The organism is Dryocola baronae (assembly GCF_051297175.1).
In the GTDB taxonomy this organism is placed as follows: Bacteria; Pseudomonadota; Gammaproteobacteria; order Enterobacterales; family Enterobacteriaceae; genus Dryocola.
This window is the reverse complement of the sequence record NZ_JBINNY010000001.1, coordinates 4,947,041-4,973,536: the sequence shown is the minus strand read 5'-3', so window position 1 is coordinate 4,973,536 and position 26,496 is coordinate 4,947,041. Positions and strand designations below refer to the sequence as shown.

The window sequence follows — 26,496 nt, the reverse complement described above, 5'->3', positions numbered from 1 at the left end:
GTCGATTGTGTCTTACGAGACACCTTCGGGTTGTGAGGTTAAGCGACTAAGCGTACACGGTGGATGCCCTGGCAGTCAGAGGCGATGAAGGACGTGCTAATCTGCGATAAGCGTCGGTAAGGTGATATGAACCGTTATAACCGGCGATTTCCGAATGGGGAAACCCAGTGCAATTCGTTGCACTATCGTTAAGCCAATACATAACTTAACGAAGCGAACCGGGGGAACTGAAACATCTAAGTACCCCGAGGAAAAGAAATCAACCGAGATTCCCCCAGTAGCGGCGAGCGAACGGGGAGCAGCCCAGAACCTGAATCAGTTTGTGTGTTAGTGGAAGCGTCTGGAAAGTCGCAGGGTACAGGGTGATACTCCCGTACACTAAAATGCACATTCTGTGAGTTCGAAGAGTAGGGCGGGACACGTGGTATCCTGTCTGAATATGGGGGGACCATCCTCCAAGGCTAAATACTCCTGACTGACCGATAGTGAACCAGTACCGTGAGGGAAAGGCGAAAAGAACCCCGGCGAGGGGAGTGAAACAGAACCTGAAACCGTGTACGTACAAGCAGTGGGAGCCTCATTTATGGGGTGACTGCGTACCTTTTGTATAATGGGTCAGCGACTTATATTCTGTAGCAAGGTTAACCGTATAGGGGAGCCGCAGGGAAACCGAGTCTTAACTGGGCGTTAAGTTGCAGGGTATAGACCCGAAACCCGGTGATCTAGCCATGGGCAGGTTGAAGGTTGGGTAACACTAACTGGAGGACCGAACCGACTAATGTTGAAAAATTAGCGGATGACTTGTGGCTGGGGGTGAAAGGCCAATCAAACCGGGAGATAGCTGGTTCTCCCCGAAAGCTATTTAGGTAGCGCCTCGTGAACTCATCTTCGGGGGTAGAGCACTGTTTCGGCTAGGGGGCCATCCCGGCTTACCAACCCGATGCAAACTACGAATACCGAAGAATGTTATCACGGGAGACACACGGCGGGTGCTAACGTCCGTCGTGAAGAGGGAAACAACCCAGACCGCCAGCTAAGGTCCCAAAGTCATGGTTAAGTGGGAAACGATGTGGGAAGGCACAGACAGCCAGGATGTTGGCTTAGAAGCAGCCATCATTTAAAGAAAGCGTAATAGCTCACTGGTCGAGTCGGCCTGCGCGGAAGATGTAACGGGGCTAAACCATGCACCGAAGCTGCGGCAGCGACACTATGTGTTGTTGGGTAGGGGAGCGTTCTGTAAGCCGTCGAAGGTGAACTGTGAGGTTTGCTGGAGGTATCAGAAGTGCGAATGCTGACATAAGTAACGATAAAGCGGGTGAAAAGCCCGCTCGCCGGAAGACCAAGGGTTCCTGTCCAACGTTAATCGGGGCAGGGTGAGTCGACCCCTAAGGCGAGGCCGAAAGGCGTAGTCGATGGGAAACAGGTTAATATTCCTGTACTCGGTGTTACTGCGAAGGGGGGACGGAGAAGGCTATGTTAGCCGGGCGACGGTTGTCCCGGTTTAAGCATGTAGGCGGAGAGTTTAGGTAAATCCGGACTCTTATTAAACGCTGAGGTGTGATGACGAGGCACTACGGTGCTGAAGTAACAAATGCCCTGCTTCCAGGAAAAGCCTCTAAGCATCAGGTAACATCAAATCGTACCCCAAACCGACACAGGTGGTCAGGTAGAGAATACCAAGGCGCTTGAGAGAACTCGGGTGAAGGAACTAGGCAAAATGGTGCCGTAACTTCGGGAGAAGGCACGCTGTCGTTAGGTGAAGCGATTTACTCGTGGAGCTGAAGGCAGTCGAAGATACCAGCTGGCTGCAACTGTTTATTAAAAACACAGCACTGTGCAAACACGAAAGTGGACGTATACGGTGTGACGCCTGCCCGGTGCCGGAAGGTTAATTGATGGGGTCAGCCGCAAGGCGAAGCTCTTGATCGAAGCCCCGGTAAACGGCGGCCGTAACTATAACGGTCCTAAGGTAGCGAAATTCCTTGTCGGGTAAGTTCCGACCTGCACGAATGGCGTAATGATGGCCAGGCTGTCTCCACCCGAGACTCAGTGAAATTGAACTCGCTGTGAAGATGCAGTGTACCCGCGGCAAGACGGAAAGACCCCGTGAACCTTTACTATAGCTTGACACTGAACACTGGTCCTTGATGTGTAGGATAGGTGGGAGGCTTTGAAGCGTGGACGCCAGTCTGCGTGGAGCCAACCTTGAAATACCACCCTTTAATGGCTGGTGTTCTAACGTAGACCCGTGATCCGGGTTGCGGACAGTGTCTGGTGGGTAGTTTGACTGGGGCGGTCTCCTCCTAAAGCGTAACGGAGGAGCACGAAGGTTAGCTAATCACGGTCGGACATCGTGAGGTTAGTGCAAAGGCATAAGCTAGCTTGACTGCGAGAGTGACGGCTCGAGCAGGTGCGAAAGCAGGTCTTAGTGATCCGGTGGTTCTGAATGGAAGGGCCATCGCTCAACGGATAAAAGGTACTCCGGGGATAACAGGCTGATACCGCCCAAGAGTTCATATCGACGGCGGTGTTTGGCACCTCGATGTCGGCTCATCACATCCTGGGGCTGAAGTAGGTCCCAAGGGTATGGCTGTTCGCCATTTAAAGTGGTACGCGAGCTGGGTTTAGAACGTCGTGAGACAGTTCGGTCCCTATCTGCCGTGGGCGCTGGAGAATTGAGGGGGGCTGCTCCTAGTACGAGAGGACCGGAGTGGACGCATCACTGGTGTTCGGGTTGTCATGCCAATGGCATTGCCCGGTAGCTAAATGCGGAAGAGATAAGCGCTGAAAGCATCTAAGCGCGAAACTTGCCCCGAGATGAATTCTCCCTGACTCCCTGAGAGTCCTGAAGGAACGTTGAAGACTACGACGTTGATAGGCTGGGTGTGTAAGCGTAGCGATACGTTGAGCTAACCAGTACTAATGATCCGTGAGGCTTAACCTTACAACACCGAAGGTGTTTTGGTGAGAGAGACGATATAATTTTCAGCTGGTCCGAGATTAAATCAATGGTTACGTGGATAACGTAACGGTTGATAGACAGAATATGCCTGGCGGCACTAGCGCGGTGGTCCCACCTGACCCCATGCCGAACTCAGAAGTGAAACGCCGTAGCGCCGATGGTAGTGTGGGGTCTCCCCATGCGAGAGTAGGGAACTGCCAGGCTTCAAACAAGTGAAAAGCCCTGCACGATGTGCAGGGCTTTTTGCCGTCTGCAGTTTACGTACGCTCTGTCGTGGGGCGGTTAAACGAAGTGCCATCCCCGGCAGGGGGGCCGGGCTGCGGTGTCAGATGGTGCAGCCCGCCTATCCGCCCAAAAACTCTACTTCTTAACCCATTCCATTATGAAATCCGCGATTTGGACGGGATTATTTATATCCAGAACGGGTGCCTTTTGCGTTCCCGGGTTCACATCGCAAGCGATAGCGATAACATGAGCATCGATCTCTAACTCTTCAAAAGCGTGTGAACCCCCTTTACGATAAAGCAGGATCTTCGGTACTTCTTCGTGCTTAAAACCTTCTACCAAAATCAGATCCAGTGAAGTTCGGTCCATGCGGCCTGCGAGCCCACGTAAATTCAGTTCGGGTTCTTCAGGCGTTTCGGTCATCAGCGCCCAGCGTTTCTGGCTAGCTACTATAGTTTGCGTTGCGCCTGCTTTACGCAGCTCGTAACTGTCTTTGCCGGGCTTATCAACATCCATATCGTGATGGGTATGTTTTATAAGCCCAGGGCGGATACCACGCTCAATAAGCAAAGGAATGAGCCGTTTCAGTAACGTAGTCTTACCCGTTCCGCTCCAGGCTGCAAAAGCTAATAAAGGCAGCATTAGCGCCCCTCCCACTGCGAGAGGTCTTCAGGGGAGTTAACATTGATGAAGTTTTGCTGCCGATCCGGGAAAGCAATCGCATGGCCGCCCGCCTCGCGCAGGAAGAACATCACGCGCCTTTCGCCTGCGGCCAGATAGTTTTCCAGCGGGGATATCAGTTTCCGGTGCATCAGAACAATTGTTGGGTGATCGCGTTCCCCATCGTTAACCCACACTGCGGGATACTGGCCCCGTTGCGCCCAAAGACGGCCAGCGAGATCGTCGGGAATCATCGGCGTGTCGCAGGGGCAGAAGAGAAACCAGTCGCTATCCAACTTCTGCATCGCGGAAAGCATGCCAGCCAGGGGGCCAGGATAGTCGGCCAGCGTATCGTTCACTACTTCTAAACCCGCCTGCTGATATATCTCAACATTCCGGTTGGCACTGATCGCCATATTTCCAACCTGCGGGGCAAGCCTGTTTACGACATGTTTGAACATAGGTAGCCCATTTAGCTTCACCAGCCCCTTGTCCTGTCCACCCATTCGGGTTGCACGCCCACCGGCTAAAACAACCCCTGTGACTTCTATTAAACGTCTCACCAATATCGCCTCTTTTAATGTGGGATTGAGCCTGCTAACGTGTGACATCTCGCAAGTGAAAGGAGCCCTATCATGAAATGTAAGCGTCTGAACGAACTGCTCGAGCTGCTGCAGCCCGCGTGGCAAAAAGAGCCGGATCTAAACCTGATTCAATTTTTACAGAAACTCAGTAAAGAGTCAGGCTATACCGGCGAGTTGACCGATTTGACTGATGATGTGCTGATCTATCATCTGAAAATGCGTGATTCTGAAAAAGATGCGGTAATCCCGGGCCTTAAGAAAGATTACGAAGAAGATTTCAAAACTGCCCTGCTGCGCGCACGCGGCGTAATTAAAGAGTAAAAGCTTGTAAGCCAGGCCGCTTAAGCGGCTACGAAATGTTATCCTGAACTATTCGTATTTACCGCCGGTTGCCTGGATGACGGACAGCGCTTTCAATTTTCAAACTCTACATCCGGATACCATCATGGATGCCCTTTTCGAACAGGGTATACGGGTGGATTCCGGGCTGACTCCTTTAAATAGCTTTGAGAACCGCGTCTATCAATTTCAGGACGAGGATCGCAAACGCTATGTGGTGAAGTTTTATCGGCCTCACCGCTGGTCCGCAGAACAGATCGAAGAAGAGCATCAGTACGCCATTGAGCTGTTGGCTGATGAAGTTCCGGTCGCCGCTCCTCTTACCTATTCCGGCAAGACTTTACTCAGACACCAGGGCTTTATGTTCGCCGTTTTCCCAAGCCTGGGAGGCCGCCAGTATGAAACCGACAATATCGATCAGATGGAATGGGTTGGGCGCTATCTGGGCCGCATTCATCAGACCGGGCGCCGTCAGCTTTTTGAAAAGCGTCCAACGATCGGGCTTGATGAATATCTGCATGAGCCGCGAGCCCTGTTTGAGCAAACCTCTCTTGTTCCCGCTGCGCTGAAGCCCGCTTTCCTTAAGGCTACAGATGCTTTAATAGATGAAGTAAAACTGCACTGGCACGACGGGTTCGATGCGCTGCGATTGCACGGCGACTGTCATCCAGGGAACATCCTCTGGCGAGATGGCCCGCTGTTTGTCGACCTTGATGACGCACGCAATGGCCCGGCCGTACAGGATATCTGGATGCTGCTCAACGGCGATAAAGCTGAACAGCGCATGCAGCTTGAAACTATCATTGAAGCCTATGAAGAGTTCGCGCCGTTCGATTCCGATGAAATTGCGCTCATCGAACCTTTACGGGCGATGCGCATGGTTTATTATCTCGCGTGGATTATGCGGCGCTGGGATGATCCCGCTTTTCCCAGAAACTTCCCCTGGCTTACCGAGGAAGATTATTGGAGAACACAGACTGCAACTTTTACAGAGCAGGTCCGGGTTCTACGTGAACCCCCTTTAAAATTAACGCCAATGTATTAATCAGTACAATTCAGGAGAAAGTGGATTATGAAAAAGATTTGGCTGGCACTAGCGGGCATGATTCTGGCATTCAGTGCCTCGGCTGCCCAGTTCACCGATGGTAAAGAATACGTCACCATCGATAAACCCGTAGCAGGCGAACCGCAAGTGTTAGAGTTTTTCTCTTTCTACTGCCCGCACTGTTATCAGTTTGAAGAAGTGCTTCATGTTTCCGACAACGTGAAGAAAAATCTGCCGGAAGGCACGAAAATGACCAAGTACCACGTCGAGTTCCTTGGCCCATTGGGCAAAGATCTGACTCAGGCATGGGCCGTAGCGCAGGCTCTGGGCGTGGAAGATAAAATCACCGCTCCTATGTTTGAAGCCGTGCAGAAAACGCAGACCGTGCAGAACGTAGCGGATATCCGCCAGGTCTTCATTGATGCAGGTGTGAAGCCGGAAGAGTACGACGCGGCATGGAACAGCTTCGTGGTGAAATCTCTGGTTGCTCAACAAGAGAAAGCCGCAGCCGATCTGCAGCTGCAGGGTGTGCCAGCTATCTTTGTTAACGGCAAATACCAGCTGAACCCGCAGGGTATGGACACCAGCAGTATGGATGCGATGGTCAAGCAGTACGCAGACGTCACCAAATTCCTGGTTGAGAAGAAGTAATTAAAAAGCCGGTCACTGACCGGCTTTGTTTTTTTGCATCATGCTGCCCAGCAAGCCATCTTTCTCATGCCAAAGCGTATTAAGCCAGGTCTGGAAGTGGTGTTTGAAGCTTTTGTCATTGACGTAATCCCCGTGCAGATCTTCCGACACAGGTATGAGCGAAACGCGTACCACAACTCTCGTCATCTTCCCGGAAAGCATGTCGTAAAACGGAGAACCCATGTTCTCCGGATAGCAGAGCGTAACGTCCAGCAAATTATCGAATTGCTCTCCCAGCACGCTAAGCGCCATCGCAATTCCAGCCGCTTTCGGCGGCAACAGGTTCTGAAATACCGAATGTGTCTCAAGCCGTTTATCCTGAGTAAAACGTGAACCTTCTGCAAAGTTAACGATGGTCGTGGGATGAGAGCGGAATTTTTCACAGGACCGGCGCGTTGTTTGGACATCCTTCCCGCGACGTTCTGGGTGGCGAAGCAGATAGCCGCGCGTATAGCGCCGCATAAACGGCATGTCGAGCGCCCAACAGGCGAGCCCCATAAAGGGCACCCATGCCAGCTGCTGTTTTAGAAAGTACTTGTTCATCGGAATATGGTTGCGGAACAGTACGCACAGAATCACGATGTCTGCCCAGCTGCGGTGATTGCAAATCAGCAGATACCAGCTTTTCTTATCCAGACCTTCAAGCCCCTGAACATCCCACTTAAGGCGCGGATTAAGGCGTAGCAGCACGGCGAGGCCGGCGCACCAGCAGGACATCATAAAATCAGCAAACAAAGAGATGGAACGCCAGACTGCAGGCACCGGCAAAAGCAGCTTGATTACGCCAGCAATAATAATGGGCACGGAGCAAGCAACCGTAAGTACGATGGTGAGAGCGACACTGAAAAACAATGTGATCGCGGCAAGCAATCTCGACATAAAGATAAATTTCAGAAGGTTAGATAGCGCGGTTGGCGGATAAAAGGCAATAAGTGAAGAATTTTATCAGAGATCGTCAGCCGCCCTTACTCAAAAAGATGCGGTTGGCACCATCTGGATTCGTGATAAGCGAAAAAGCTCGTGCCTTATAACGCAAATTGTTTTTATATCCACATTGGTGCGCTATATAAGATCGTATTCCGTGTTCGTATAATAATTCATAACCTATTGATTTTTATTGCCTTAAGATTGGCCTCTGAAGCTAATTATCTCAAGATATTAGTTGGTTATAAAACTATGCACAAAGTTATCCACAATCTTGATCTTGCGTGAGATCTCGCGGATCGGGAAAAGTTTTTACCTAATCTGCCCCAAAAGCTCATGTTTTTGGCCAGGCTATGGCATCCTTTACCCATAAATTAAAAACCAGGCATGGAACGGAACACTATGGTTCAGATCGCGCAAAACCCGCTTATCCTCGTTGATGGCTCCTCCTATCTTTATCGGGCCTATCACGCCTTCCCCCCGCTGACCAACAGTCGTGGCGAACCGACAGGCGCGATGTATGGCGTATTAAACATGCTGCGCAGTCTGCTTCTGCAATATCAGCCGACCCATGCTGCCGTTGTTTTCGATGCGAAGGGCAAAACCTTCCGCGACGAGCTATTTGAGCACTATAAATCCCATCGCCCGCCGATGCCGGACGACCTGCGCGCGCAGATCGAACCCCTGCATGCCATGGTGAAAGCAATGGGCCTGCCGCTGTTAGCGGTTTCTGGCGTCGAAGCTGACGATGTGATCGGTACGCTGGCGTTGGAAGCCGAAAAGGCGGGGCGGCCGGTTCTAATCAGCACCGGCGATAAAGACATGGCGCAGCTGGTCACGCCTGGCGTGACGCTCATCAACACCATGACCAACACGATCCTCGGGCCAGAAGAAGTCGGTACTAAATACGGCGTGCCGCCAGAGCTCATTATTGATTTCCTGGCGCTAATGGGGGATTCCTCAGACAACATTCCGGGCGTTCCGGGCGTGGGCGAGAAAACGGCTCAGGCTCTGCTGCAAGGCCTGGGTGGGCTGGATACGCTATACGCTAATCCTGAAAAAATTGCTGATTTGAGCTTCCGCGGCGCGAAAACCATGGCCGCCAAGCTTGAGCAAAATAAAGAGGTGGCTTACCTCTCTTACCAGCTGGCGACCATTAAAACTGACGTTGAGCTGGAGCTCACCTGCGAGCAGCTTGAAGTGCAGCAGCCCGCAGCAGAAGAGCTGCTTGGCCTGTTCAAACATTATGAGTTCAAACGCTGGATCACCGATGTTGAAGCGGGTAAGTGGCTCCAGGCCAAAGGCGCGAAAGCTGCCGCACAGCCTCAGAAAACGATTGAAGCTGAAGCTGAGCCGGAAGAAGCTGCCGCGGTTCTTTCTCATGAGAATTACGTCACTGTCCTTGAAGAAAGCGTGCTGGTTGAATGGATCGAACGCCTGAAAAAAGCGCCTTTCTTTGCTTTTGATACCGAAACCGACAGCCTGGATAACGTCAGCGCAAATCTGGTTGGGCTTTCGTTTGCCACTGAACCGGGCGTTGCCTGCTACATTCCGGTTGGCCATGATTATATCGATGCGCCAGACCAGCTTCCGCTCGATCGCGTGCTTGAATTACTCAAGCCGCTGCTGGAAGACGAAAAAGCCCTTAAGGTCGGCCAGAATCTGAAATTCGATCGCGGCATCGTTGGAAACTACGGCATTGAGCTACGCGGCATCGCCTTTGATACCATGCTCGAATCCTACATTCTCGACAGCGTGGCGGGTCGCCATGACATGGATAGCCTGTCCGATCGCTGGCTCAAGCATAAAACCATCACCTTCGAAGAGATTGCCGGCAAAGGCAAAAAACAGCTCACCTTCAACCAGATCGATCTGGAGCAGGCGGGCCGTTACGCCGCAGAAGACGCCGACGTTACGCTTCAGCTGCATCTCAAAATGTGGCCAAAACTTGAGAAAAGCGAAGGGCCGCTGAACGTCTTCAACAATATCGAAATGCCGCTGGTGCCGGTACTTTCGCGCATCGAACGTAACGGCGTGAAAATCGATCCGGCGATTCTGCACACGCATTCCGAGCAGCTCACCAAACGCCTTGCCGAGCTTGAGCTTAAGGCGCACGAAATCGCGGGCGAGCCGTTTAACCTTTCATCGCCGAAGCAGCTGCAAACGATCCTGTTCGAAAAGCAGGGTATTAAGCCGCTGAAAAAAACGCCGGGCGGCGCGCCGTCCACCTCGGAAGAAGTGCTTGAAGAGCTGGCGTTGGATTATCCGCTGCCGAAGGTCATTCTGGAGCATCGCGGCCTCGCCAAGCTAAAGTCGACCTACACCGACAAGCTGCCACTGATGATCAACCCGAAAACCGGCCGCGTGCATACCTCTTACCATCAGGCCGTTGCGGCCACGGGGCGCCTGTCGTCAACCGATCCGAATCTGCAAAACATCCCGGTGCGCAACGAAGAAGGGCGACGTATCCGTCAGGCGTTTATCGCGCCGGAAGATTACGTGATTGTTTCCGCCGACTACTCGCAGATTGAGCTGCGCATCATGGCGCATCTGTCACGTGATAAAGGCCTGCTGACGGCGTTTGCCGAAGGTAAGGATATCCACCGTGCTACGGCGGCAGAAGTATTCGGCCTGCCGCTGGACAGCGTATCTGGCGAGCAGCGCCGCAGCGCGAAAGCGATTAACTTCGGTCTGATTTACGGCATGAGCGCTTTCGGCCTGTCGCGTCAGCTCAACATTCCGCGTAAAGAGTCCCAGAAGTATATGGATCTCTACTTTGAACGTTATCCTGGCGTGCTGGAATACATGGAGCGTACCCGCGCGCAGGCCAAGGAGAAGGGCTACGTCGAGACGCTGGATGGCCGCCGTTTATACCTGCCGGACATCAACTCCAGCAATGCCGCACGCCGCGCTGGCGCTGAACGTGCAGCGATCAACGCCCCTATGCAGGGGACGGCGGCAGACATCATCAAACGGGCTATGATCGCCGTTGATGGCTGGCTGCAAAAAGACAAGCCGCGCGTGAAGCTGATAATGCAGGTACACGATGAGCTGGTGTTCGAGGTGCATAAAGACGACGTTGAAGCCGTGTCCAAAAAAGTTCATGAACTTATGGAAGGCAGCATGAAGCTGGACGTGCCATTACTGGTTGAGGTCGGCAGCGGTGCCAACTGGGATGAAGCGCATTAATGCAGCAGTTTTGATTTTGCTTTTTTGTAACTAAGCAACATAAGTCATAGCTTTTTGTGATGATGCTTCAAGAACGGTATGTAAATAGTGAAAAAAAACTACAAAAAATGCTTTTTCAACCGGATAAAAAGGAGTAGAGTTATTCGCGTAGGGTACAGAGGTAAGATGTTCTATCTTTCAGACCTTTTACTTCACGTAATCGGATTTGGCTGAATATTTTAGCCGCCCCAGTCAGTAATGACTGGGGCGTTTTTTATTGGGCGCGAGCCAAAAAAAAGACGGGATTCCCCGTCAGTTTTTACTCTTCTGCAATTTCTTCTTCTACCGCTGGTGGGATGTCGTTGTACCAGCTGTCCAGCTTGTGGCGCAGCTTGTCGACGCCGATCTTTTTGAGCGAAGAGAACACTTCAATTTCGATATCCCCGCCGAACGACACCGCCGCTTCACGCACCATATTGAGCTGGGCTTTACGCGCGCCGGAAGCCAGTTTGTCTGCTTTGGTCAGCAGCAGCATTACCTGAATATCGCTCGCCACGGCCCATTGAATCATCTGCTGATCGAGATCCTTAAGCGGGTGACGAATGTCCATCAGCACTACCAGACCCTTCAGGCTATTACGCTTTTGCAGATATTCGCCAAGCGCGCGCTGCCATTTGAGTTTTACTTCTTCCGGCACTTCGGCATAGCCGTAACCCGGCAAATCCACCAGACGTTTGCCATCGGCAACCTCGAACAGGTTGATAAGCTGCGTTCGCCCCGGCGTTTTACTGGTTCGCGCCAGGCCTTTCTGATTGGTCAGCGTGTTTAATGCGCTCGATTTCCCCGCGTTGGAGCGGCCTGCGAAAGCAACCTCAATACCGGTATCAGAAGGTAAATGGCGAATGTCCGGTGCGCTAAGCACGAAGTGAGTCAGTTGATAGTTCCAGTTTGTCAAAAGGTTGTCTCCGTCAGGATGAGCATTGGGGGGATTATACCTGAACGGGCAGAAAAGACCGTGTTTCTCACGTTGTGCAGATATTCCCTTCTCCCGTGTAAGACATTTGCCATAGTAGCTGACAGAGATCGCGGTTACTTTCGAATGAAAATTATAACTTATATATTAAATAACAATGAATTAGCCTAATGACTCTTACACGACCTCGTACTTATCGTAAATCATAGCCTTGCTGAAATTAGGGGTAAGCGTAAAGTAAGCGGCACAGGCAAGGGAGCCGGAAAGGATATCAACTCAGGACGAGGGTTCAGGAACGCCAGGATGGCGGAGAACTGGGAAATCGCAGGAGCGAGCGTCAGGAGATGCTGTAAAAGGATAAGGACACAACACCGGAAGTTGTTAGCGAAGGAAAGAACAGGGCGTTGATAGCTGACACGGATTGCGTGACCCAAATGGGTCGAGAGACAAGAAAAAGGCGACAGGTTAACCTGCCGCCTTTTTTCTTTGCTTGCTTTCTGCTAGATTCCGCCGCAATTCTATACTGAATGAAACGGCTTAAGACAACTCACCATGAAGCAACAAAACTCAGCACCACAAGGCAGCAAACCGGCGAAAGTTCGTCGTAAATCACGCGAAGAGATAGACCAGGAAGCACGCGACCGTAAGCGTCAGAAGAAACACCGTGGTCACTCGGCGGGTAGCCGTGCCACTGGTGGTACTTCGGCTCAGGGTGGCAAAGGTGCAGGACAGCCAAAAGATCCGCGTATCGGCAGCAAAAAACCTATCGCACTGGGCGTAACCGAAACGCCTGCTGCAAAACCAAAACAGCACAAACCAAAGAGCGAGAAACCTATGCTAACACCACAGGCCGAGCTGGATTTGCTGGAGAACGATGAGCGCCTGGACGCGCTGCTGGAACGCCTTGAAGAAGGCGAAGCGTTAAGCGCGGAAGAGCAATCCTGGGTTAATGCCAAACTCGACCGTATCGATGCGCTGATGGAAGAACTCGGCATCTCTTATGATGACGAAGAAGAAGACGAAGAGAAGACCGACGACCTGATGCGTTTGCTGAAGGGCGGTAACTAGCGGTACTCCTATGGGATTACCTGTTTTTTTCATGGTTATTCCGCTGGTGTGTTATCTGCTGTGGTTATTCGTTAAACTACGGCGGTTGTCGCGATTGCAAAATTCGTTGCGCCGTAGGCTCTTCGCCCAAAGGAAGGGCGTGCCGCCAACGCTTCGTCAACGCAGGCGGCATCACCGGAAGGAGTGAGTATGTCTGAGCAGTTAATCGACTGGGATCTGGCCCTGATCCAGAAATATAATTATTCAGGGCCGCGTTACACCTCTTATCCCACCGCGCTGGAGTTTTCTGAAGACTTCGGCGAGGCGGCGTTTCTACAGGCGGTTGCCCGTTATCCCGAGCGCCCGCTGTCGCTTTACGTTCACATCCCGTTTTGCCACAAGCTCTGCTACTTCTGCGGCTGCAATAAAATTGTCACCCGCCAGACCCACAAGGCAGACCAGTATCTGGACGCGCTTGAGCAAGAGATAGCCCATCGCGCACCGCTCTTTAAAGGCCGTCACGTAAGCCAGATGCACTGGGGTGGCGGAACGCCTACCTACCTTAGCAAAGAGCAAATCAGTCGCCTGATGGGCCTGCTACGCGGCCATTTTGACTTTAACGATGACGCCGAGCTGTCGATTGAAGTGGACCCGCGCGAAATCGAGCTTGATGTGCTCGATCATCTGCGTCACGAAGGCTTCACGCGCCTGAGCATGGGCGTGCAGGATTTCAACAAAGAAGTGCAGCGCCTGGTGAACCGCGAGCAGGACGAAGAGTTTATCTTTGCCCTGATTAAGCGCGCCCGCGACCTCGGTTTTACCTCGACGAATATCGATTTGATTTACGGCCTGCCCAAGCAAACGCCGGAAAGCTTCGCGTTCACCTTAAACCGCGTTGCCGAGCTCAGCCCGGACCGCCTCAGCGTCTTCAACTATGCCCACCTGCCGACGCTGTTCGCCGCGCAGCGCAAAATCAAAGACGCAGACCTGCCGAACGCTCAGCAGAAGCTCGATATCCTGCAGGAAACCATCGGCTCGCTGACGGCGGCAGGCTACCAGTTTATCGGTATGGATCACTTTGCCCGCCCGAATGACGAACTGGCCATCGCCCAGCGCGAAGGAAAACTGCATCGCAATTTCCAGGGCTACACCACGCAGGGCGACACCGACCTGCTCGGCATGGGTGTTTCCGCCATCAGCATGATTGGCGACTGCTACGCGCAAAACCAGAAAGAGCTGAAAGCCTACTACCAGCAGGTTGACGAGCGTGGCGATGCGCTGTGGCGCGGCCTCGCGTTAACGCGCGATGACTGCATCCGCCGCGACGTTATCAAATGGCTGATCTGTAACTTCCAGCTGAAGTTTGCCGACGTTGAACGGCTGTGGGACGTGGATTTTGCGGAATACTTCGCGGAAGACCTCAAGCTGCTGGCCCCGCTTGCAAAAGACGGGCTGGTGGTTGTTGACGAGCACCACATCCAGGTCACCGCCAAAGGCCGCCTGCTGATACGCAATATCTGCATGTGTTTTGATGTCTACCTCAGGCAGAAAGCGCGCCTGCAGCAGTTCTCACGCGTAATCTAACGCATGTCGGGTGACATCGTGCTCACCCGACATTCAAAAAAGTTTTCTTTTCCCGACAATATTTTCTTTTCTCATTCGTCTACCTCATCAGAAGCGATAATCAACGAATCTGCTGAGGAGTAGAAAATGAGAAATTTTGATATGCACGGACATGGCCGGGGCCACGGTCACGGGTTTGGCGGCCATCCCATGGCGAAACCTCTGGTGATTGGCGCTGTTTTGTTTGCGGTGCTGGGCCTTGTGGTAATGTCGCTGTGGAACGCGCTACTGCCGGGGATTATTGGCGTAAAAAGCATCGGCTACTGGCAGGCGCTGGGGCTGTTAGTTTTGTGCCGCATTCTGTTCGGCGGCCTTGGGTTCCGCCCCGGCATGTTCGGTGGCCGCGAACGTCGCCGTATGCATGAGCGCTGGATGCAGATGTCGCCGGAAGAACGCGAACAGTTCGTCCAGCAGCGTCGGGGCGGCTTCCGGGGCCATGGCCGCGGGCATTGCCATTCTCGCCACGGTGAACATCACGGCGGCCACCACGAGCGTTGCGGTGAACACGAGCATTCTCGTCAAAAGCCGGAGGACGGCGCTCCGAAACCGACGGACGCTGAGTGACCGCAATGAAAGCCGGTGCGGCGGGAAATTCGCTGGTAATGTCTGCGCTCAACGCGTGTCGATCAAGGCTGAAAGCTTTTATCGTCGGCCGCACCGCCGTCCGGGCCGATGCCGACGATATTCTGCAGGAAGTGACCTGGCAGCTGATGAAGGTCGAACAGCCCGTGGAAAACGTCGCCGCCTGGCTGTTTCGCGCGGCGCGCAACGAAATGACCGACCGGGCGCGTAAAAAGCGCGAGCTGCCGCTGGCTGACTACTTTTCTAGCGACGACGATGGCTTTCTGGTGGAAGACGAACTGGCGGAAACGCTGTTCGGCGTCCCGCAAACGCCTGAAGACGAGTATCTGCGAGAGCTGCTGTGGAACGAGCTGGAGGACGCGCTATCGGGGCTTCCCATAGCGCAGCGCGAGGCGTTCGAGAAAACCGAACTCCAGGGCTACAGCTTCAAGGCGCTGGCGGAAGAAACCGGCGTTAGCGTCCAGGCGCTGCTGTCCCGGAAACACAAAGCCGTGCTGTATCTCAGGACGCGTCTACGCAATCTTTATGATGAGCTTACGAACGAATAGGGTGGATAAGCGCAAACGCCATCCACCGCTAACCGCCTTAATAACTACTCACCTTCGCCCGGGAACAGGAAAGGATTGATGCTGCTACGGGCAAAGCCTTCTTGCTCCATGCGCGCGTCCAGCACCAGCGTCGCTAAGTCGTCCGCCACGGCCTCAACTTTGGCATCCTTTTCCTGATAAAGGATCTTCAGGTAGGTGCCGCAGTCGCCGCAGCTTTCGGCTTTAATCGCCGACTGCTCGCTGTCCAGCGACCAGTAGTTCAAATCGCGGGTTTGCTCGCAGTTGCTGCACTTGATGCGCACCACGTGCCATTCGGTTTCGCACAGGTTGCAGTGCAAATAGCGCAGGCCGTTGGTCGTACCGATTTGCACGATGCTGGAAACCGGCATCGATCCGCAAACCGGGCAGAACTGGCGCTGTTCGCCGTATTCCGCTTTCGCTTTGCCGGGGATCAGGCTTGCCATTTGCGCCCAGTAAAGCGACAGCGCGGCCCAGATGAACGGGGCTTTATCGCTGCTAACCAGCGCGAAGTCGGCGTTGAACAAGGCCGTCGCCATCTCCTCAAGCTCAAGCGAAGACGCTTTCTCAAGGTTTTCGATGACCGCCAACGCCTGGCCGTCCATTTCTGGCTTCAGCTCGGCAATCAGCGAATTCAGCAGGCGCTGCCAGTGCGGATCGCGCGGCAGCACGTGAATATCCAGCGGCGGCTTGCCGGTTTCGGCGGACTTTTCAATCAGCGCGGTTAAATCCATCTGCAGCGGGTGATCGTAAAGCACCACTTCCTGCGCGTGGGCGATAAGCGCGGCGAAGCGCAGGTAGTCGCCCAATGGATTATTGGTTGCCAGCTCGCGCAGGCGTTCTGCGCGGCGGTTGTAGAGATTTTTCAGCCTGGGGAACAACAACGGCGGAATCATCTCCGCCGTGCGTTTATCGCTCTTCTCCAGCTGATCTTGCGGGATTATGCGAATACTCATTCCGATCTTTTTTCCTGTTTCTGGCGAACTTCACGATACCACTTCGGATGGTGTTTTTTCGCCCAGGTCGTGGTGACCCAGCCTTCCACCATTGCGGTAATCGTGCCTTTCACCCATAGGGCTGCGTAGATGTGGACCATAATAACCACAATTAACGCCACGGCGGCAAATGAATGCACCATCAGCGCTACGCGAATCACCGGGATTGAGAAAGCAGGGGCAAAGTACGGACGCCAGATAACCACGCCGCTGGCCAGCAACAGCACCAGGAAGATAATCGCCGCCCAGAACACGCATTTCTGGCCGAAGTTATACCGCCCGGTGTCACCTACTTCCTCGTTGACGACGATCTTACGAATATTCTTCGCCCAAAAGATATCATCCCGATTGATTAGATTATGGTGCCAGTAACGGAAGAACATGATGATAAACGAGGCAAACATCACCACGCCCACGAACGGGTGCAGGATGCGCGCCAGCTGCGGCGTGCCAAGAATATGCATCAACCAGTTGAAAGACGGGAAGAAAAAGCCCAGCCCGCTCACCGCCGCCAGCACAAAGCAGAAGGCGGTGATCCAGTGGTTGATACGTTCAGGCGCGCTGTAGCGCTGAATGGTCACTTGTTTTTTCATGGTTTGCGCACCTCGTCATCGTCATGGTGCAGGTTATCGTCCTCTTCTTCGGCGCGGTTCGGGCCGACCCCAACATAGTGGAAAACGCTCGCGGCAAAGGTCGCAGCAAAGCCGATGGCGGCCAGCGGCTTCCAGACGCCTTTCCAGAATTTCACCGTTGGGCTGATGGACGGATTCTCCGGCAGGCCGTGATACAGCGTCGGCTTGTCCGCGTGATGCAGCACGTACATCACGTGCGTACCGCCTACGCCTGCCGGATCGTAAAGGCCTGCGTTGTCGTAGCCGCGCGTTTTCAACTCCGCCACGCGTTCGCCAGCCAGGGTTTTCATATCGTCTTTCGAGCCGAAATGAATCGCCCCTGTTGGGCAGGTCTTCACGCAGGCAGGCTCCTGGCCGACGGTCACGCGGTCTACGCACAGGGTGCATTTGTAGACGCGGTTGTCCTCCGGGTTCAGGCGCGGCACGTCAAACGGGCAGCCCGCAATACAATAGCCGCAGCCGATGCACTGCTCGGACTGGAAGTCGACGATGCCGTTGGCATACTGAATGATCGCCCCTTCCGACGGACAGGCCTTTAAGCAGCCCGGATCCGCGCAGTGCATGCAGCCGTCCTTGCGGATAAGCCACTCCAGCTTGTCGTTTTGCTCCACTTCCGAGAAGCGCATCACCGTCCAGGATTTGGCGGTCAGATCCGCCGGGTTATCGTAAACCCCGACGTTGTGCCCGACCTCATCGCGGATATCGTTCCATTCCGAACACGCCACCTGACAGGCCTTGCAGCCGATGCAGGTGGTGACGTCGATAAGCTTGGCGACCTCTTCCTGATGTTCCCGCGCGCGCGGCGCGGGAGTGAAGCCGTTAGTAGCGGAACGACGGATAATGTCCTGAGATTGATAAGCCATAATTCGTCTCCGTTACACCTTTTCCACATTGACCAGGAACGCCTTAAACTCCGGCGTTTGCGTGTTGGCATCACCGACGAACGGCGTCAGGGTGTTGGCAATAAAGCCTTTTTTCGCCACCCCTTCGTAGCCCCAGTGGATAGGAATGCCGATGGTGTCCACCTTTTGCCCGTTCACATCCAGCTGGCGAATACGCTTGGTCACCACCGCTTTGGCCTTAATAAAGCCGCGATTGGAGGTGACTTTCACCGTGTCGCCGTGCGCGATGCCCAGCGAGTTGGCGAGCTTCTCGCCTATCTCAATGAACTGCTCCGGCTGGGCGATGGCGTTTAACAGCGCGTGCTTCGTCCAGTAGTGGAAGTGCTCGGTCAGGCGATAGGTGGTGCCGACATACGGGAACTTATCGTGCTTGCCCATCGCTTCCAGGTCGCCTTTAAACACGCGGGCGGCCGGGTTGGAGACAACGTTCGGGTGCAGCGGGTTGGTGCCCAGCGGCGTTTCAAACGGCTCGTAGTGCTCCGGGAACGGCCCTTCCGCCATTTTATCGATAGCGAACAGGCGGCCTAAGCCCTCCGGCTGCATGATAAACGGCCCAACATCGGTGCCCGGTGCGGCGGTGCTGTAGTCTGCAATATCCGCACCGCCCCACTTCGCGCCGTCCCAGGAAATCAGACGGCGTTTTTCATCCCAGGGTTTACCCGCCGGATCGGCAGAAGCGCGGTTATACAGAATGCGGCGGTTGAGCGGCCACGCCCATGCCCAGCCCAGCGTGTTGCCAAGGCCCGACGGGTCAGCGTTGTCGCGACGCGCCATCTGGTTGCCGTCCGGCGTCCAGCTCCCGGCGAAGATCCAGCAGCCGCTTGAGGTGGTGCCGTCGTCGCGCAGCTGGGCGAACGAGCTAAGCTGCTGGCCTTTTTTCACCAGCACGCCGCCGGTTGCCGGGTCGACGACGTCCTGCAACGCTTTACCGTTGCTCTCCATCGCCACTTCTTCCGGCGCCGGGTTGTCAGGCGTCAGGTAGTTCCAGGTCATGTTCAGCACCTGCTCAGGCACCTTGCCGCCTTCGCGCAGGTACATATGGCGCAGGCGGGTAAAGATGCCGGAGAGGATTTCGCCGTCGTTCAGCGCTTCCCCCGGGGCGTCCGCACCCTTCCAGTGCCACTGCAGCCAGCGGCCGGAGTTCACGATCGAGCCGTTCTCTTCGGCGAAGCAGGTGGACGGCAGGCGGAACACCTCGGTCTGGATTTTCGACGGGTCAACGTCGTTCATCTCGCCGTGGTTCTGCCAGAAGTTCGAGGTTTCGGTGTTCAGCGGGTCGATGGTGACGAGGAACTTCAGCTTCGACAGCGACGCGATCACCTTATTTTTGTTCGGGAAAGATGCCACCGGGTTGAAGCCCTGGCACAAATAGCCGTTCACCTTGCCCTGGTTCATCATCTCGAAGTATTGCAGCACGTCGTACGGCTTGTCCCACTTCGGCAGCCAGTCATAGCCCCAGCTGTTTTCCGCGGTGGATTTGTCGCCGTAGAAGGCTTTCATCATCGAAATGAAGAACTTCGGATAGTTGCCCCAGTAGTTGACCTGGCCTTCCAGCAGCGGCTTAGGCGTGTTGGCGGCAAGATAGGTCTGGATATCCGTCTGCTTTTCGCTCGGCAGGTTCATATAACCCGGCAGGCTGGTGGACAGCAGGCCGAGGTCGGTCAGACCCTGAATGTTGGAGTGGCCGCGCAGGGCGTTCACGCCGCCGCCCGCCATGCCCATATTGCCGAGCAGCAGCTGGATCATCGCCATGGTGCGGATGTTCTGCGCCCCCACGGAGTGCTGCGTCCAGCCCAGCGCGTACAGGAACGAGGCGGTTTTGTCTTTAACGCTGGTTTCAGCGATGTATTCGCAGACCTTCAGGAAATCGTCTTTTGGCGTGCCGCAGACGTTGGAAACCACGTCCGGCGTGTAGCGGGAAACGTGCTCTTTAAGCAGGTTCCACACGCAGCGCGGGTGGCTTAGCGTCAGATCGCGCTTCGCGAAGCCTTTCTCATCCAGCTCGTAGTTCCAGGTGGTCTTATCGTACTTGCGATTTGCCGCGTCGTAGCCGGAGAACAGGCCGTCGTCGAAGCTGTAATCCTCACGCACAATCAGGTTGGCGTTGGTATAGGCCTCAACGTACTCGCGGTTGAATTTATTGTTGTTGATCAGGTACAGCAGCACGCCTGACAGGAAGGCAATGTCAGTACCGGAACGAATCGGGGTATAGAAATCCGCCACCGACGCGGTTCGCGTAAAGCGAGGATCGATAACAATCAGCTTCGCGCCGTTGTGGATTTTGGCTTCCATCGCCCAGCGGAACCCCACCGGATGCGCTTCTGCCGCGTTCCCTCCCATCACAATGATGAGGTTGGCGTTCTTCATATCAACCCAGTGGTTGGTCATCGCACCGCGACCAAATGTTGGAGCAAGACTTGCTACCGTTGGTCCGTGTCAGACACGCGCCTGGTTATCCACGGCAAGCATGCCGAGGGCGCGGGTAAATTTCTGGGTTAAATAGCCGGTTTCGTTACTTGAAGCTGACGCGCAAAGCATGCCGGTAGAGAGCCAGCGGTTAACCGTGGTTCCCTGCTCGTTCTTTTCAATGAAGTTGGCGTCGCGGTCTTCTTTCATCAGCTTGGCGATGCGGTCAAACGCCGTTTCCCAGCTGATTTGCTCCCACTTATCCGAGCCGGGCGCACGGTAAGAAGGGTATTTTAGGCGGCTTTCGCTGTGGATAAAGTCCACAAGGCCAGCCCCTTTAGGGCAGAGCGCACCCCGGTTGACCGGGTGATCGGGGTCACCTTCGATATGGAAGATAGATGCTTTGGCATTTCTCGCGCCGTCGCCGAGGCTATACATCAGTAGCCCACAACCAACGGAACAGTATGTACAGGTATTACGGGTTTCACGGGTGCGCAGCAGTTTATATTGCCGTGTTTCCGCAAGCGCCACGCCCGGGGCAAAGCCCAGCGCAGCTGCCGTGGTGCCTGCCATACCGCCAGCACAGATCTTAAAGAACTGTCTTCTGCTGACCTGCATGGATTGCTCCTTAATCGACATTTTCACAATATTTATAGGTTTAATTTTTGCGGTGGTAATCGCAAAGGTTCACAATTGACCCCGAAACTGGTGATACCCCTCCTTCCAGAAGGGACAGTGCTTCAAGAATACCACATTGGTATTAAGGCTGTTCTAACCAGGTTAAAACAAAGTGAACAATATCCATCTTAATCAGGACAATAATGTGAACAAAGTCACAGGAACCCATTCGGTCGAATTATGGCAACGAGGCGATTTGCAGCACGCAAAGGCGGACTGGCTGGCTGAAGAAGTGCCGGTGGCTCTGGTTTACAACGGGATTTCCCACGTCGTGATGATGGCTTCGCCCAAAGACCTGGAACTGTTCGCCGTTGGGTTCTCCTTATCCGAAGGGATTATAGAGACGCCGGCGGATATCTTTGGCATTGACGTTGTGCCGGTTTGCAACGGTATTGAAGTGCAGATCGAGCTGTCCAGCCGCCGCTTTATGGGCCTCAAAGAGCGTCGCCGCTCTCTTGCCGGGCGCACCGGCTGCGGCGTATGTGGCGTTGAACAGCTTAACGACATCGGTCGGCCCATCGCGCCACTGCCCTTTACCCAGACTTTTGACCTGAGCCAGCTTGACGCTGCAATCAGCAAAATGCGCGGCTACCAGCCGGTGGGCGAGCTGACGGGCTGCACGCACGTCGCGCTTTGGCTGAACGAGCAGGGCGAAATTCAGGATGGCCGGGAAGACATTGGCCGCCACGTGGCGCTGGATAAACTGCTCGGCGCACGCGCCGGGCAGGGCTGGCAAAACGGCGCGGTGCTGGTGTCCAGCCGCGCCAGCTACGAAATGGTGCAGAAATCCGCGCAGTGCGGCGTCGAGATCCTGTTTGCCGTTTCTGCCGCGACGACGCTTGCCGTCGATGTCGCGCAGCGCTGTAACCTCACGCTGGTGGGCTTTAGCAAACCGGGCCGCGCCACGGTTTATACTCATCCTCAGCGTCTTTGTTAACGAGTTGTACATTCCGTTACTTACCGACACCAATCACTCACGGAACGTTTTTGTTTAGTGGAATAGAGTTATTTCACCGGGCCGACAGGTTCACCTATAAACAAAGACGAGACGACCAAAATGAAAAAAGTATTAACGCTGATTGCTGTCGCTGTAATGGGTCTGTCCTCTGTAGCTTTCGCCGCTGACACCACCGCAGCGCCTGCTCCAGTTAAACACACCACCACAGTGCACCATAAAAAACACCATAAGGCCCCTGCAGCGCAGAAAGCGCAGGCTGCTAAAAAGCACCACAAAAAAGCGACTAAACCTGCCGCTCAGAAAGCCCAGGCCGCTAAAAAACACCACAAAAAAGCCGCTAAACCGGCTGTAGCACCGACGGCTAAGCCTGCTGCATAAGCGTTAAAAAAATCCCTCTTCTTTAAAACACCCGGCCCGCCGGGTGTTTTCTTTTCCGCACATTTCGCCCGCCAGACTCTACTTTTTCCTCATTCTGCCGATAACTTATACAGGGCATCTGCAACGCAGAGCGACATGACCCGCCGGGTTATCAATCGAGGTTAAAATGGATAGTTTTCAGAAAGATATCGATGAGAGGGCTAACCTCGCGTTATCCAACAAATTTGAGCTGTTATTGTTCCGGTTAGGGAAAGGTCAGCACGCCGACAAGTCTGAGCTGTACGGCATAAACGTTTTTAAACTGCGCGAAATCGTGCCGATGCCGAAAATCAACCGCGCGGCGGGCATGGAGTCGCCGCTGCTGGGCATGGCAAATATCCGCGACCAGATTATCCCTGTTATCGACTTACCTGCCGTCACCGGCTGTACGCCGCAAACCGGCCTGAACCTGCTGCTCATCACCGAATACGCCCGCAGCACGCAGGCCTTCGCGGTGGAATCCGTTGAGAACATTATCCGTCTGGACTGGAGCCAGGTGCACGCCGCCGAATCGGGCGTCAGCAGCCGCAACATCACCAGCATCGCCCAGCTTGATAGCGACGAGTACAAGGGCGACCTTGCCCTGGTGCTGGACGTCGAACAAATCCTTTATGACATCATCCCCGCCGGGCGCGACGTGGACGTGTCGGCCATCGAAGAAAAAACCTACACCCTGAAGCCTGGCGCGGTAGCCATTGTGGCGGAGGATTCCAAAGTCGCCCGTTCGATGCTGGAACAGGGCCTGAAAGGCATGGGTATCCCGGCCATCATGCACTCCACGGGCCTGGAAGCCTGGGAGAAGATTAAGGTCATCGCGGCAGAGGCCAAATCCGCAGGCCAGCCGATCACCGACCGCATCGGTATGGTGCTCACCGATATCGAAATGCCGGAAATGGACGGCTTTACCCTGACGCGCAACATCAAAACCGACGCGACCTTAAAGCAGATCCCGGTTGTGATTCACTCGTCCCTGTCGGGCAGCGCCAACGAAGATCACGTCCGCAAGGTCGGTGCCAACGGTTACGTGGCGAAGTTCGATGTGAATGAGCTTTCGGCGGTCATTCATAAAGCGCTGGAGGATGCTGCGCTGAATTGATCTTGAGGATGGAGTAAAAAAATAGCCCCCATCGAAGGGGGCTAACCGAACATATTATTTAAAGGTAATATCGCCGAAGTAATACCACTCATCGTTATCGCGGTGGTTTACAGGGAAGTAACCATAATTTTCTGACTCTTTCAGAGAGAATATTTCGGTAGCATAGTTATTCGGGTTGAAGTAGATATACAGATCTTCTGCTCTCCCAACCTGGTTGGTGCCATCCCAACGCTTATACAGATTAAGCATTTGAATATTTCGCAGCGCCTTTTTCTTATCCGTGCCTAAATAAACCCAGTCCTGGTTATTAGTTTTATCGGTAGGGAAATGGCTGTATGACGTATTCTTAAGCATGAAATATTCGGTATCGCCGTTAATAGGGTTTGCATAGTGATAGAGCGTACCCACAATCCCTTTCTGATCGTTATCTTCCCAATTAAACGCATGTTCAGAAAGAACGTCGACTTCAGGATAAACGGATTTGATCCAGTCAATATACTGGGAAACTCGGGCTCCGGTGCTGCCTTTGCCATGACCGTTCGTTACCGCAATAATGGTTGGAATATTCATGTGGGTTTGCCACCACGCGGAGCCGCTATCGCCTGGGGAAACGCGCCCCCATTTAGCGCTTTCTTTAACCGGCTCGTATCCTGCACCGATCCCGTGATTTTGTTCGAAAATATCATCGATAATGCTCATGCTGGTCAGGCGGCGCTGCCCGGTTTTAGGTGAGTAGTTTTCACTGCTGGCGGCGTTAACGCCCCACAGACCGTAGCCTACAAAAGTCACCGGCGACCCCATTTCGTCTTTACCGTCATACAGCACGGGCTTGGCGATTTTCTTGCCATTTTTATCGCGATAGTCGGCGATTTTCTTTAATTTTAGAATTTCAAGATCGGTTGAAGCGCCGCCGTAACCTGCAGGGCGATTATTGCGCTGTGGAACGGTGTGAATCGTGCCGCCGGAGGCAATCACCGTTTTATCATCATCGGCATAGAATTTATAAGTCGTCTGCGCTAGATCGGCAGTGGCTTTATTGCAGTGTGCCGCAGAGAGGATATAAACCCATTCTGCATCGTCGCCTAACCAGGTTGCGGTACAGCCATAAATGTGGCCGACGGCATTAAACGCTGGGTCGTAACTCTTTTCTCTAAGTGATTCATTGGCAGCAACAATAGTTCCGGTAATATTATTTAAATCACCTCCATTTTTCAAAAATACGTGTTCGCTGATTACCTGAGCATTAGCAGCACCTGCAAGGCAGGATAACGTCAGAAATGCGGCCGTGTTTAATTTAAGAAACATATAATTTCCTTATTCATTTGCATCAATGGAAATTAATTTTCTCACTTATTATTTTCTTTGAAAAAAACAATGTTGTTTAAGCTATGCTTAAGTTTTGGATGGAGAGAATATTTATAACGGCGGGTGAATGATATTAAAAAGAAATTACCCCGTGGCCATCCCACGAGGCAATTAGAGAGAAATTTATTCTAAATAAAATACTTCTTTTAATTCTGCACTGACCGGGCTTTTATCCGGATTGCTCGGCATAATATCGGCCATGTGTTTCCACCAGCGCTGGCAGACTTCCGTTTGGGCTACCGCGTTCCAGCGCTCTTCGGACTCAATTTCTACCGTGGCAAAAAGCAGATGGCGCTTCGTGTCGAGATAAATAACGTAGTGGTGAGCGCCGTGCCGCTTAAGAACCTCCTCAAGCTCAGGCCAGATCGGCGTGTGGCGACGCTCATATTCTTCGTGCGCGTCGGGGTTCACCTGCATAACGAAGGCTTTACGGATCATAGTGCCTCCAGGTACAGCTCGCGCACCTGTTCACGCGTCGCCGTGCGCGGATTGCACGGTGCGCACGGGTCGGCGAGGGCTTTGTCCAGCCAGCCTTCAATGTCGGACGATTTCACGCCAAGCTCGCTGAAGCCTGAAGGTATCCCCACGCGGGTGGACAGCGCGCGGATCGCTTCGATCGCCTTCAGGCTGGCCTGATCTTCGCTCATGCCCTGTGTGTTCACACCCATCGCTACGGCGATTTTCGCAAAGCGGGCCACGGCCTGCGGGCGGTTAAAGGCTTCGATAATCGGCAGCAGGATGGCGTTACATACGCCGTGCGGCAGGTTGTGCGTTGCGCCTGGCTGATGCGCCAGAGCGTGTACCAGGCCAAGGCCCGCGCTGTTGAACGCCATGCCCGCCAGATATTGCCCGAAGGCCATCATTTCGCGCGCTTCCAGGTTATGCCCGTCATCCACGGCCTTCGGCAGCCACTCGCTGATAAGACGGATGGATTCCAGCGCGTTGGCGTCGGTGAGCGGGTGCGCGCCAACGGAAACATAGGCTTCGATGGCGTGGGTCAGCGCGTCCATGCCCGTGGCGGCGGTGACGGCTGGCGGGATGTCGAGCATCACGCTGGCGTCGTCAACGGCGATATCCGGGATGATGTTCGCGTCGATAATCACTTCTTTAACCTGGCGCTGCGAGTCGATGATCACCGCGTTGCTGGTCATTTCAGCGGCGGTGCCTGCGGTGGTGTTAATCGCGACCAGCGGCACGCCCGCGTGGACAACTTTGCCGACGCCGGAATAGGCGGTTGACGGGCCTGGGTTGGCGGTCAGAATTTTGACTGCTTTGGCGGTATCGATTGGGCTGCCGCCCCCGAAGGCGATGATGTAGTCGCAGTCTGCCGCCTGATAAGCGGCAAAGCCTTTTTGCACCAGCTCTTCAGTCGGGTTCGGGAAGACTTCATCAAACAGCTCCCAGGAGAGCTGGTGAACGTCAAGGGCGGTGAACAGGCTGTCGAGCAGGCCCATTTTCACCAGCTGCCCGTCGGTAACGACCAGCGCTTTACCCCAGTTTTTTCCTGCGATCAGCTTCACCATATCGCCGATTGCACCCGCGCCGTGAAGGCTGATTTTTGGTAAGGCCAACATAAAGCTCATGGTTATTTTCCTTAATATTGCTGTTTTGAGTGCTTGCCCCTCACCCGGCCCTCTCCCCATAGAGGAGAGGGGGAAA

The 26,496-nt window shown here is 54.0% G+C and carries 23 protein-coding genes and 2 rRNA genes; 14 read left to right on the top strand and 11 right to left on the bottom strand.

The features are described from left to right. Nucleotides 1–36 precede the first annotated feature (36 nt). Both ACSPHG_RS23460 and rrf read left to right on the top strand, forming a co-directional pair. Nucleotides 37–2,944 (top strand): 23S ribosomal RNA (locus ACSPHG_RS23460). Nucleotides 2,945–3,049: 105 nt separating this feature from the next. After that, nucleotides 3,050–3,165: ribosomal RNA gene (rrf, locus tag ACSPHG_RS23455) — 5S ribosomal RNA — on the top strand. A gap of 157 nt (nt 3,166–3,322) precedes the next feature. On the opposite strand, the gene mobB is transcribed toward rrf, so the two are convergent. Beyond that, nucleotides 3,323–3,829: a molybdopterin-guanine dinucleotide biosynthesis protein MobB gene (mobB, locus tag ACSPHG_RS23450; RefSeq protein WP_435955867.1), complete on the bottom strand. Its 507-nt coding sequence runs from the start codon at nt 3,827–3,829 to the stop codon at nt 3,323–3,325. Continuing rightward, on the bottom strand, nt 3,829–4,458 hold the full coding sequence (gene mobA / locus ACSPHG_RS23445) for a molybdenum cofactor guanylyltransferase MobA (RefSeq protein ID WP_435955866.1): 630 nt from the start codon (nt 4,456–4,458) through the stop codon (nt 3,829–3,831). Before mobA ends, mobB begins: the two co-directional genes overlap by 1 nt. 24 nt (nt 4,459–4,482) lie before the next feature. On the opposite strand from mobA, the gene ACSPHG_RS23440 reads away from it, so the two are divergent. The 3 genes from ACSPHG_RS23440 (at nt 4,483) to dsbA (ending at nt 6,466) form a co-directional block, all read left to right on the top strand. Then, a complete protein-coding gene (locus ACSPHG_RS23440; protein WP_435955865.1) occupies nt 4,483–4,752 on the top strand; it encodes a YihD family protein in 270 nt (89 codons plus the stop codon). Between the two features lie 76 nt (nt 4,753–4,828). Then, a complete protein-coding gene (locus ACSPHG_RS23435; RefSeq protein ID WP_435955864.1) occupies nt 4,829–5,815 on the top strand; it encodes a serine/threonine protein kinase in 987 nt (328 codons plus the stop codon). A gap of 27 nt (nt 5,816–5,842) precedes the next feature. After that, nucleotides 5,843–6,466, top strand: a complete 624-nt coding sequence (gene dsbA / locus ACSPHG_RS23430; RefSeq protein ID WP_435955863.1) for a thiol:disulfide interchange protein DsbA — start codon at nt 5,843–5,845, stop codon at nt 6,464–6,466. Nucleotides 6,467–6,478: 12 nt separating this feature from the next. Here the strand turns inward: dsbA and yihG are convergent, their stop codons facing one another. After that, nucleotides 6,479–7,384 (bottom strand): 1-acylglycerol-3-phosphate O-acyltransferase, YihG family, encoded by a 906-nt coding sequence (yihG, locus tag ACSPHG_RS23425; protein ID WP_435955862.1) that lies wholly within the window; start codon nt 7,382–7,384, stop codon nt 6,479–6,481. 447 nt (nt 7,385–7,831) lie between these two features. On the opposite strand from yihG, the gene polA reads away from it, so the two are divergent. Both polA and spfP read left to right on the top strand, forming a co-directional pair. Further along, nucleotides 7,832–10,618 carry a DNA polymerase I gene (polA, locus tag ACSPHG_RS23420; protein ID WP_435955861.1) on the top strand — a complete coding sequence of 929 codons (2,787 nt, stop codon included), beginning with the start codon at nt 7,832–7,834 and terminating at the stop codon, nt 10,616–10,618. A 165-nt stretch (nt 10,619–10,783) separates the two neighbouring features. Next, a complete protein-coding gene (gene spfP, locus ACSPHG_RS24295) occupies nt 10,784–10,831 on the top strand; it encodes a small protein SpfP (protein ID WP_071892919.1) in 48 nt (15 codons plus the stop codon). 85 nt (nt 10,832–10,916) lie between these two features. Here the strand turns inward: spfP and yihA are convergent, their stop codons facing one another. Next, the gene (gene yihA, locus ACSPHG_RS23415; RefSeq protein WP_435955860.1) at nt 10,917–11,552 is read right to left on the bottom strand and encodes a ribosome biogenesis GTP-binding protein YihA/YsxC; all 636 of its coding nucleotides are present in this window, start codon (nt 11,550–11,552) and stop codon (nt 10,917–10,919) included. A 570-nt stretch (nt 11,553–12,122) separates the two neighbouring features. Between yihA and yihI the strand changes: the two genes are divergently transcribed. The 4 genes from yihI to ACSPHG_RS23395 all read left to right on the top strand — a co-directional run bounded on the left by yihI (nt 12,123) and on the right by ACSPHG_RS23395 (nt 15,370). Further along, nucleotides 12,123–12,638: a Der GTPase-activating protein YihI gene (gene yihI / locus ACSPHG_RS23410; protein ID WP_435955859.1), complete on the top strand. Its 516-nt coding sequence runs from the start codon at nt 12,123–12,125 to the stop codon at nt 12,636–12,638. Between the two features lie 189 nt (nt 12,639–12,827). Then, nucleotides 12,828–14,201 (top strand): oxygen-independent coproporphyrinogen III oxidase, encoded by a 1,374-nt coding sequence (gene hemN / locus ACSPHG_RS23405; protein ID WP_435955858.1) that lies wholly within the window; start codon nt 12,828–12,830, stop codon nt 14,199–14,201. A gap of 126 nt (nt 14,202–14,327) precedes the next feature. Further along, nucleotides 14,328–14,804, top strand: a complete 477-nt coding sequence (locus ACSPHG_RS23400; RefSeq protein ID WP_435955857.1) for a hypothetical protein — start codon at nt 14,328–14,330, stop codon at nt 14,802–14,804. Between the two features lie 5 nt (nt 14,805–14,809). Next, nucleotides 14,810–15,370, top strand: a complete 561-nt coding sequence (locus tag ACSPHG_RS23395; RefSeq protein WP_435956083.1) for an RNA polymerase sigma factor — start codon at nt 14,810–14,812, stop codon at nt 15,368–15,370. Nucleotides 15,371–15,414: 44 nt separating this feature from the next. On the opposite strand, the gene fdhE is transcribed toward ACSPHG_RS23395, so the two are convergent. From fdhE to fdnG, 4 genes are read right to left on the bottom strand one after another with little or no spacing between them, the layout of a single operon-like run. Next, on the bottom strand, nt 15,415–16,344 hold the full coding sequence (gene fdhE / locus ACSPHG_RS23390) for a formate dehydrogenase accessory protein FdhE (RefSeq protein ID WP_435955856.1): 930 nt from the start codon (nt 16,342–16,344) through the stop codon (nt 15,415–15,417). Beyond that, a complete protein-coding gene (gene fdoI, locus ACSPHG_RS23385; protein ID WP_435955855.1) occupies nt 16,341–16,976 on the bottom strand; it encodes a formate dehydrogenase cytochrome b556 subunit in 636 nt (211 codons plus the stop codon). The genes fdhE and fdoI overlap by 4 nt, the downstream gene beginning before the upstream one ends. Continuing rightward, the gene (gene fdxH, locus ACSPHG_RS23380; RefSeq protein ID WP_435955854.1) at nt 16,973–17,878 is read right to left on the bottom strand and encodes a formate dehydrogenase subunit beta; all 906 of its coding nucleotides are present in this window, start codon (nt 17,876–17,878) and stop codon (nt 16,973–16,975) included. Before fdxH ends, fdoI begins: the two co-directional genes overlap by 4 nt. 12 nt (nt 17,879–17,890) lie before the next feature. Continuing rightward, entirely contained in the window at nt 17,891–20,941 is a 3,051-nt protein-coding gene (gene fdnG / locus ACSPHG_RS23375) for a formate dehydrogenase-N subunit alpha (RefSeq protein WP_435955853.1), read from the bottom strand. A 172-nt stretch (nt 20,942–21,113) separates the two neighbouring features. On the opposite strand from fdnG, the gene fdhD reads away from it, so the two are divergent. From fdhD to ACSPHG_RS23360, 3 genes are all read left to right on the top strand, one after another. Continuing rightward, entirely contained in the window at nt 21,114–21,938 is an 825-nt protein-coding gene (gene fdhD / locus ACSPHG_RS23370) for a formate dehydrogenase accessory sulfurtransferase FdhD (RefSeq protein ID WP_435955852.1), read from the top strand. A gap of 120 nt (nt 21,939–22,058) precedes the next feature. Then, nucleotides 22,059–22,337, top strand: a complete 279-nt coding sequence (asr, locus tag ACSPHG_RS23365; RefSeq protein WP_435955851.1) for an acid resistance repetitive basic protein Asr — start codon at nt 22,059–22,061, stop codon at nt 22,335–22,337. A 166-nt stretch (nt 22,338–22,503) separates the two neighbouring features. Beyond that, nucleotides 22,504–23,472, top strand: coding sequence for a chemotaxis protein (locus ACSPHG_RS23360; protein WP_435955850.1), 969 nt, complete (start codon nt 22,504–22,506; stop codon nt 23,470–23,472). 54 nt (nt 23,473–23,526) lie between these two features. Here ACSPHG_RS23360 and ACSPHG_RS23355 read toward each other — a convergent pair whose 3' ends face one another. The 3 genes from ACSPHG_RS23355 to fucO form a co-directional block, all read right to left on the bottom strand. Next, nucleotides 23,527–24,777: a hypothetical protein gene (locus tag ACSPHG_RS23355; RefSeq protein WP_435955849.1), complete on the bottom strand. Its 1,251-nt coding sequence runs from the start codon at nt 24,775–24,777 to the stop codon at nt 23,527–23,529. Nucleotides 24,778–24,960: 183 nt separating this feature from the next. Beyond that, nucleotides 24,961–25,275 carry an L-rhamnose mutarotase gene (gene rhaM / locus ACSPHG_RS23350; RefSeq protein WP_435955848.1) on the bottom strand — a complete coding sequence of 105 codons (315 nt, stop codon included), beginning with the start codon at nt 25,273–25,275 and terminating at the stop codon, nt 24,961–24,963. Continuing rightward, complete coding sequence (gene fucO / locus ACSPHG_RS23345) at nt 25,272–26,420, bottom strand: lactaldehyde reductase (RefSeq protein ID WP_435955847.1); 1,149 nt, start codon at nt 26,418–26,420, stop codon at nt 25,272–25,274. The genes rhaM and fucO overlap by 4 nt, the downstream gene beginning before the upstream one ends. Nucleotides 26,421–26,496: the final 76 nt, after the last annotated feature.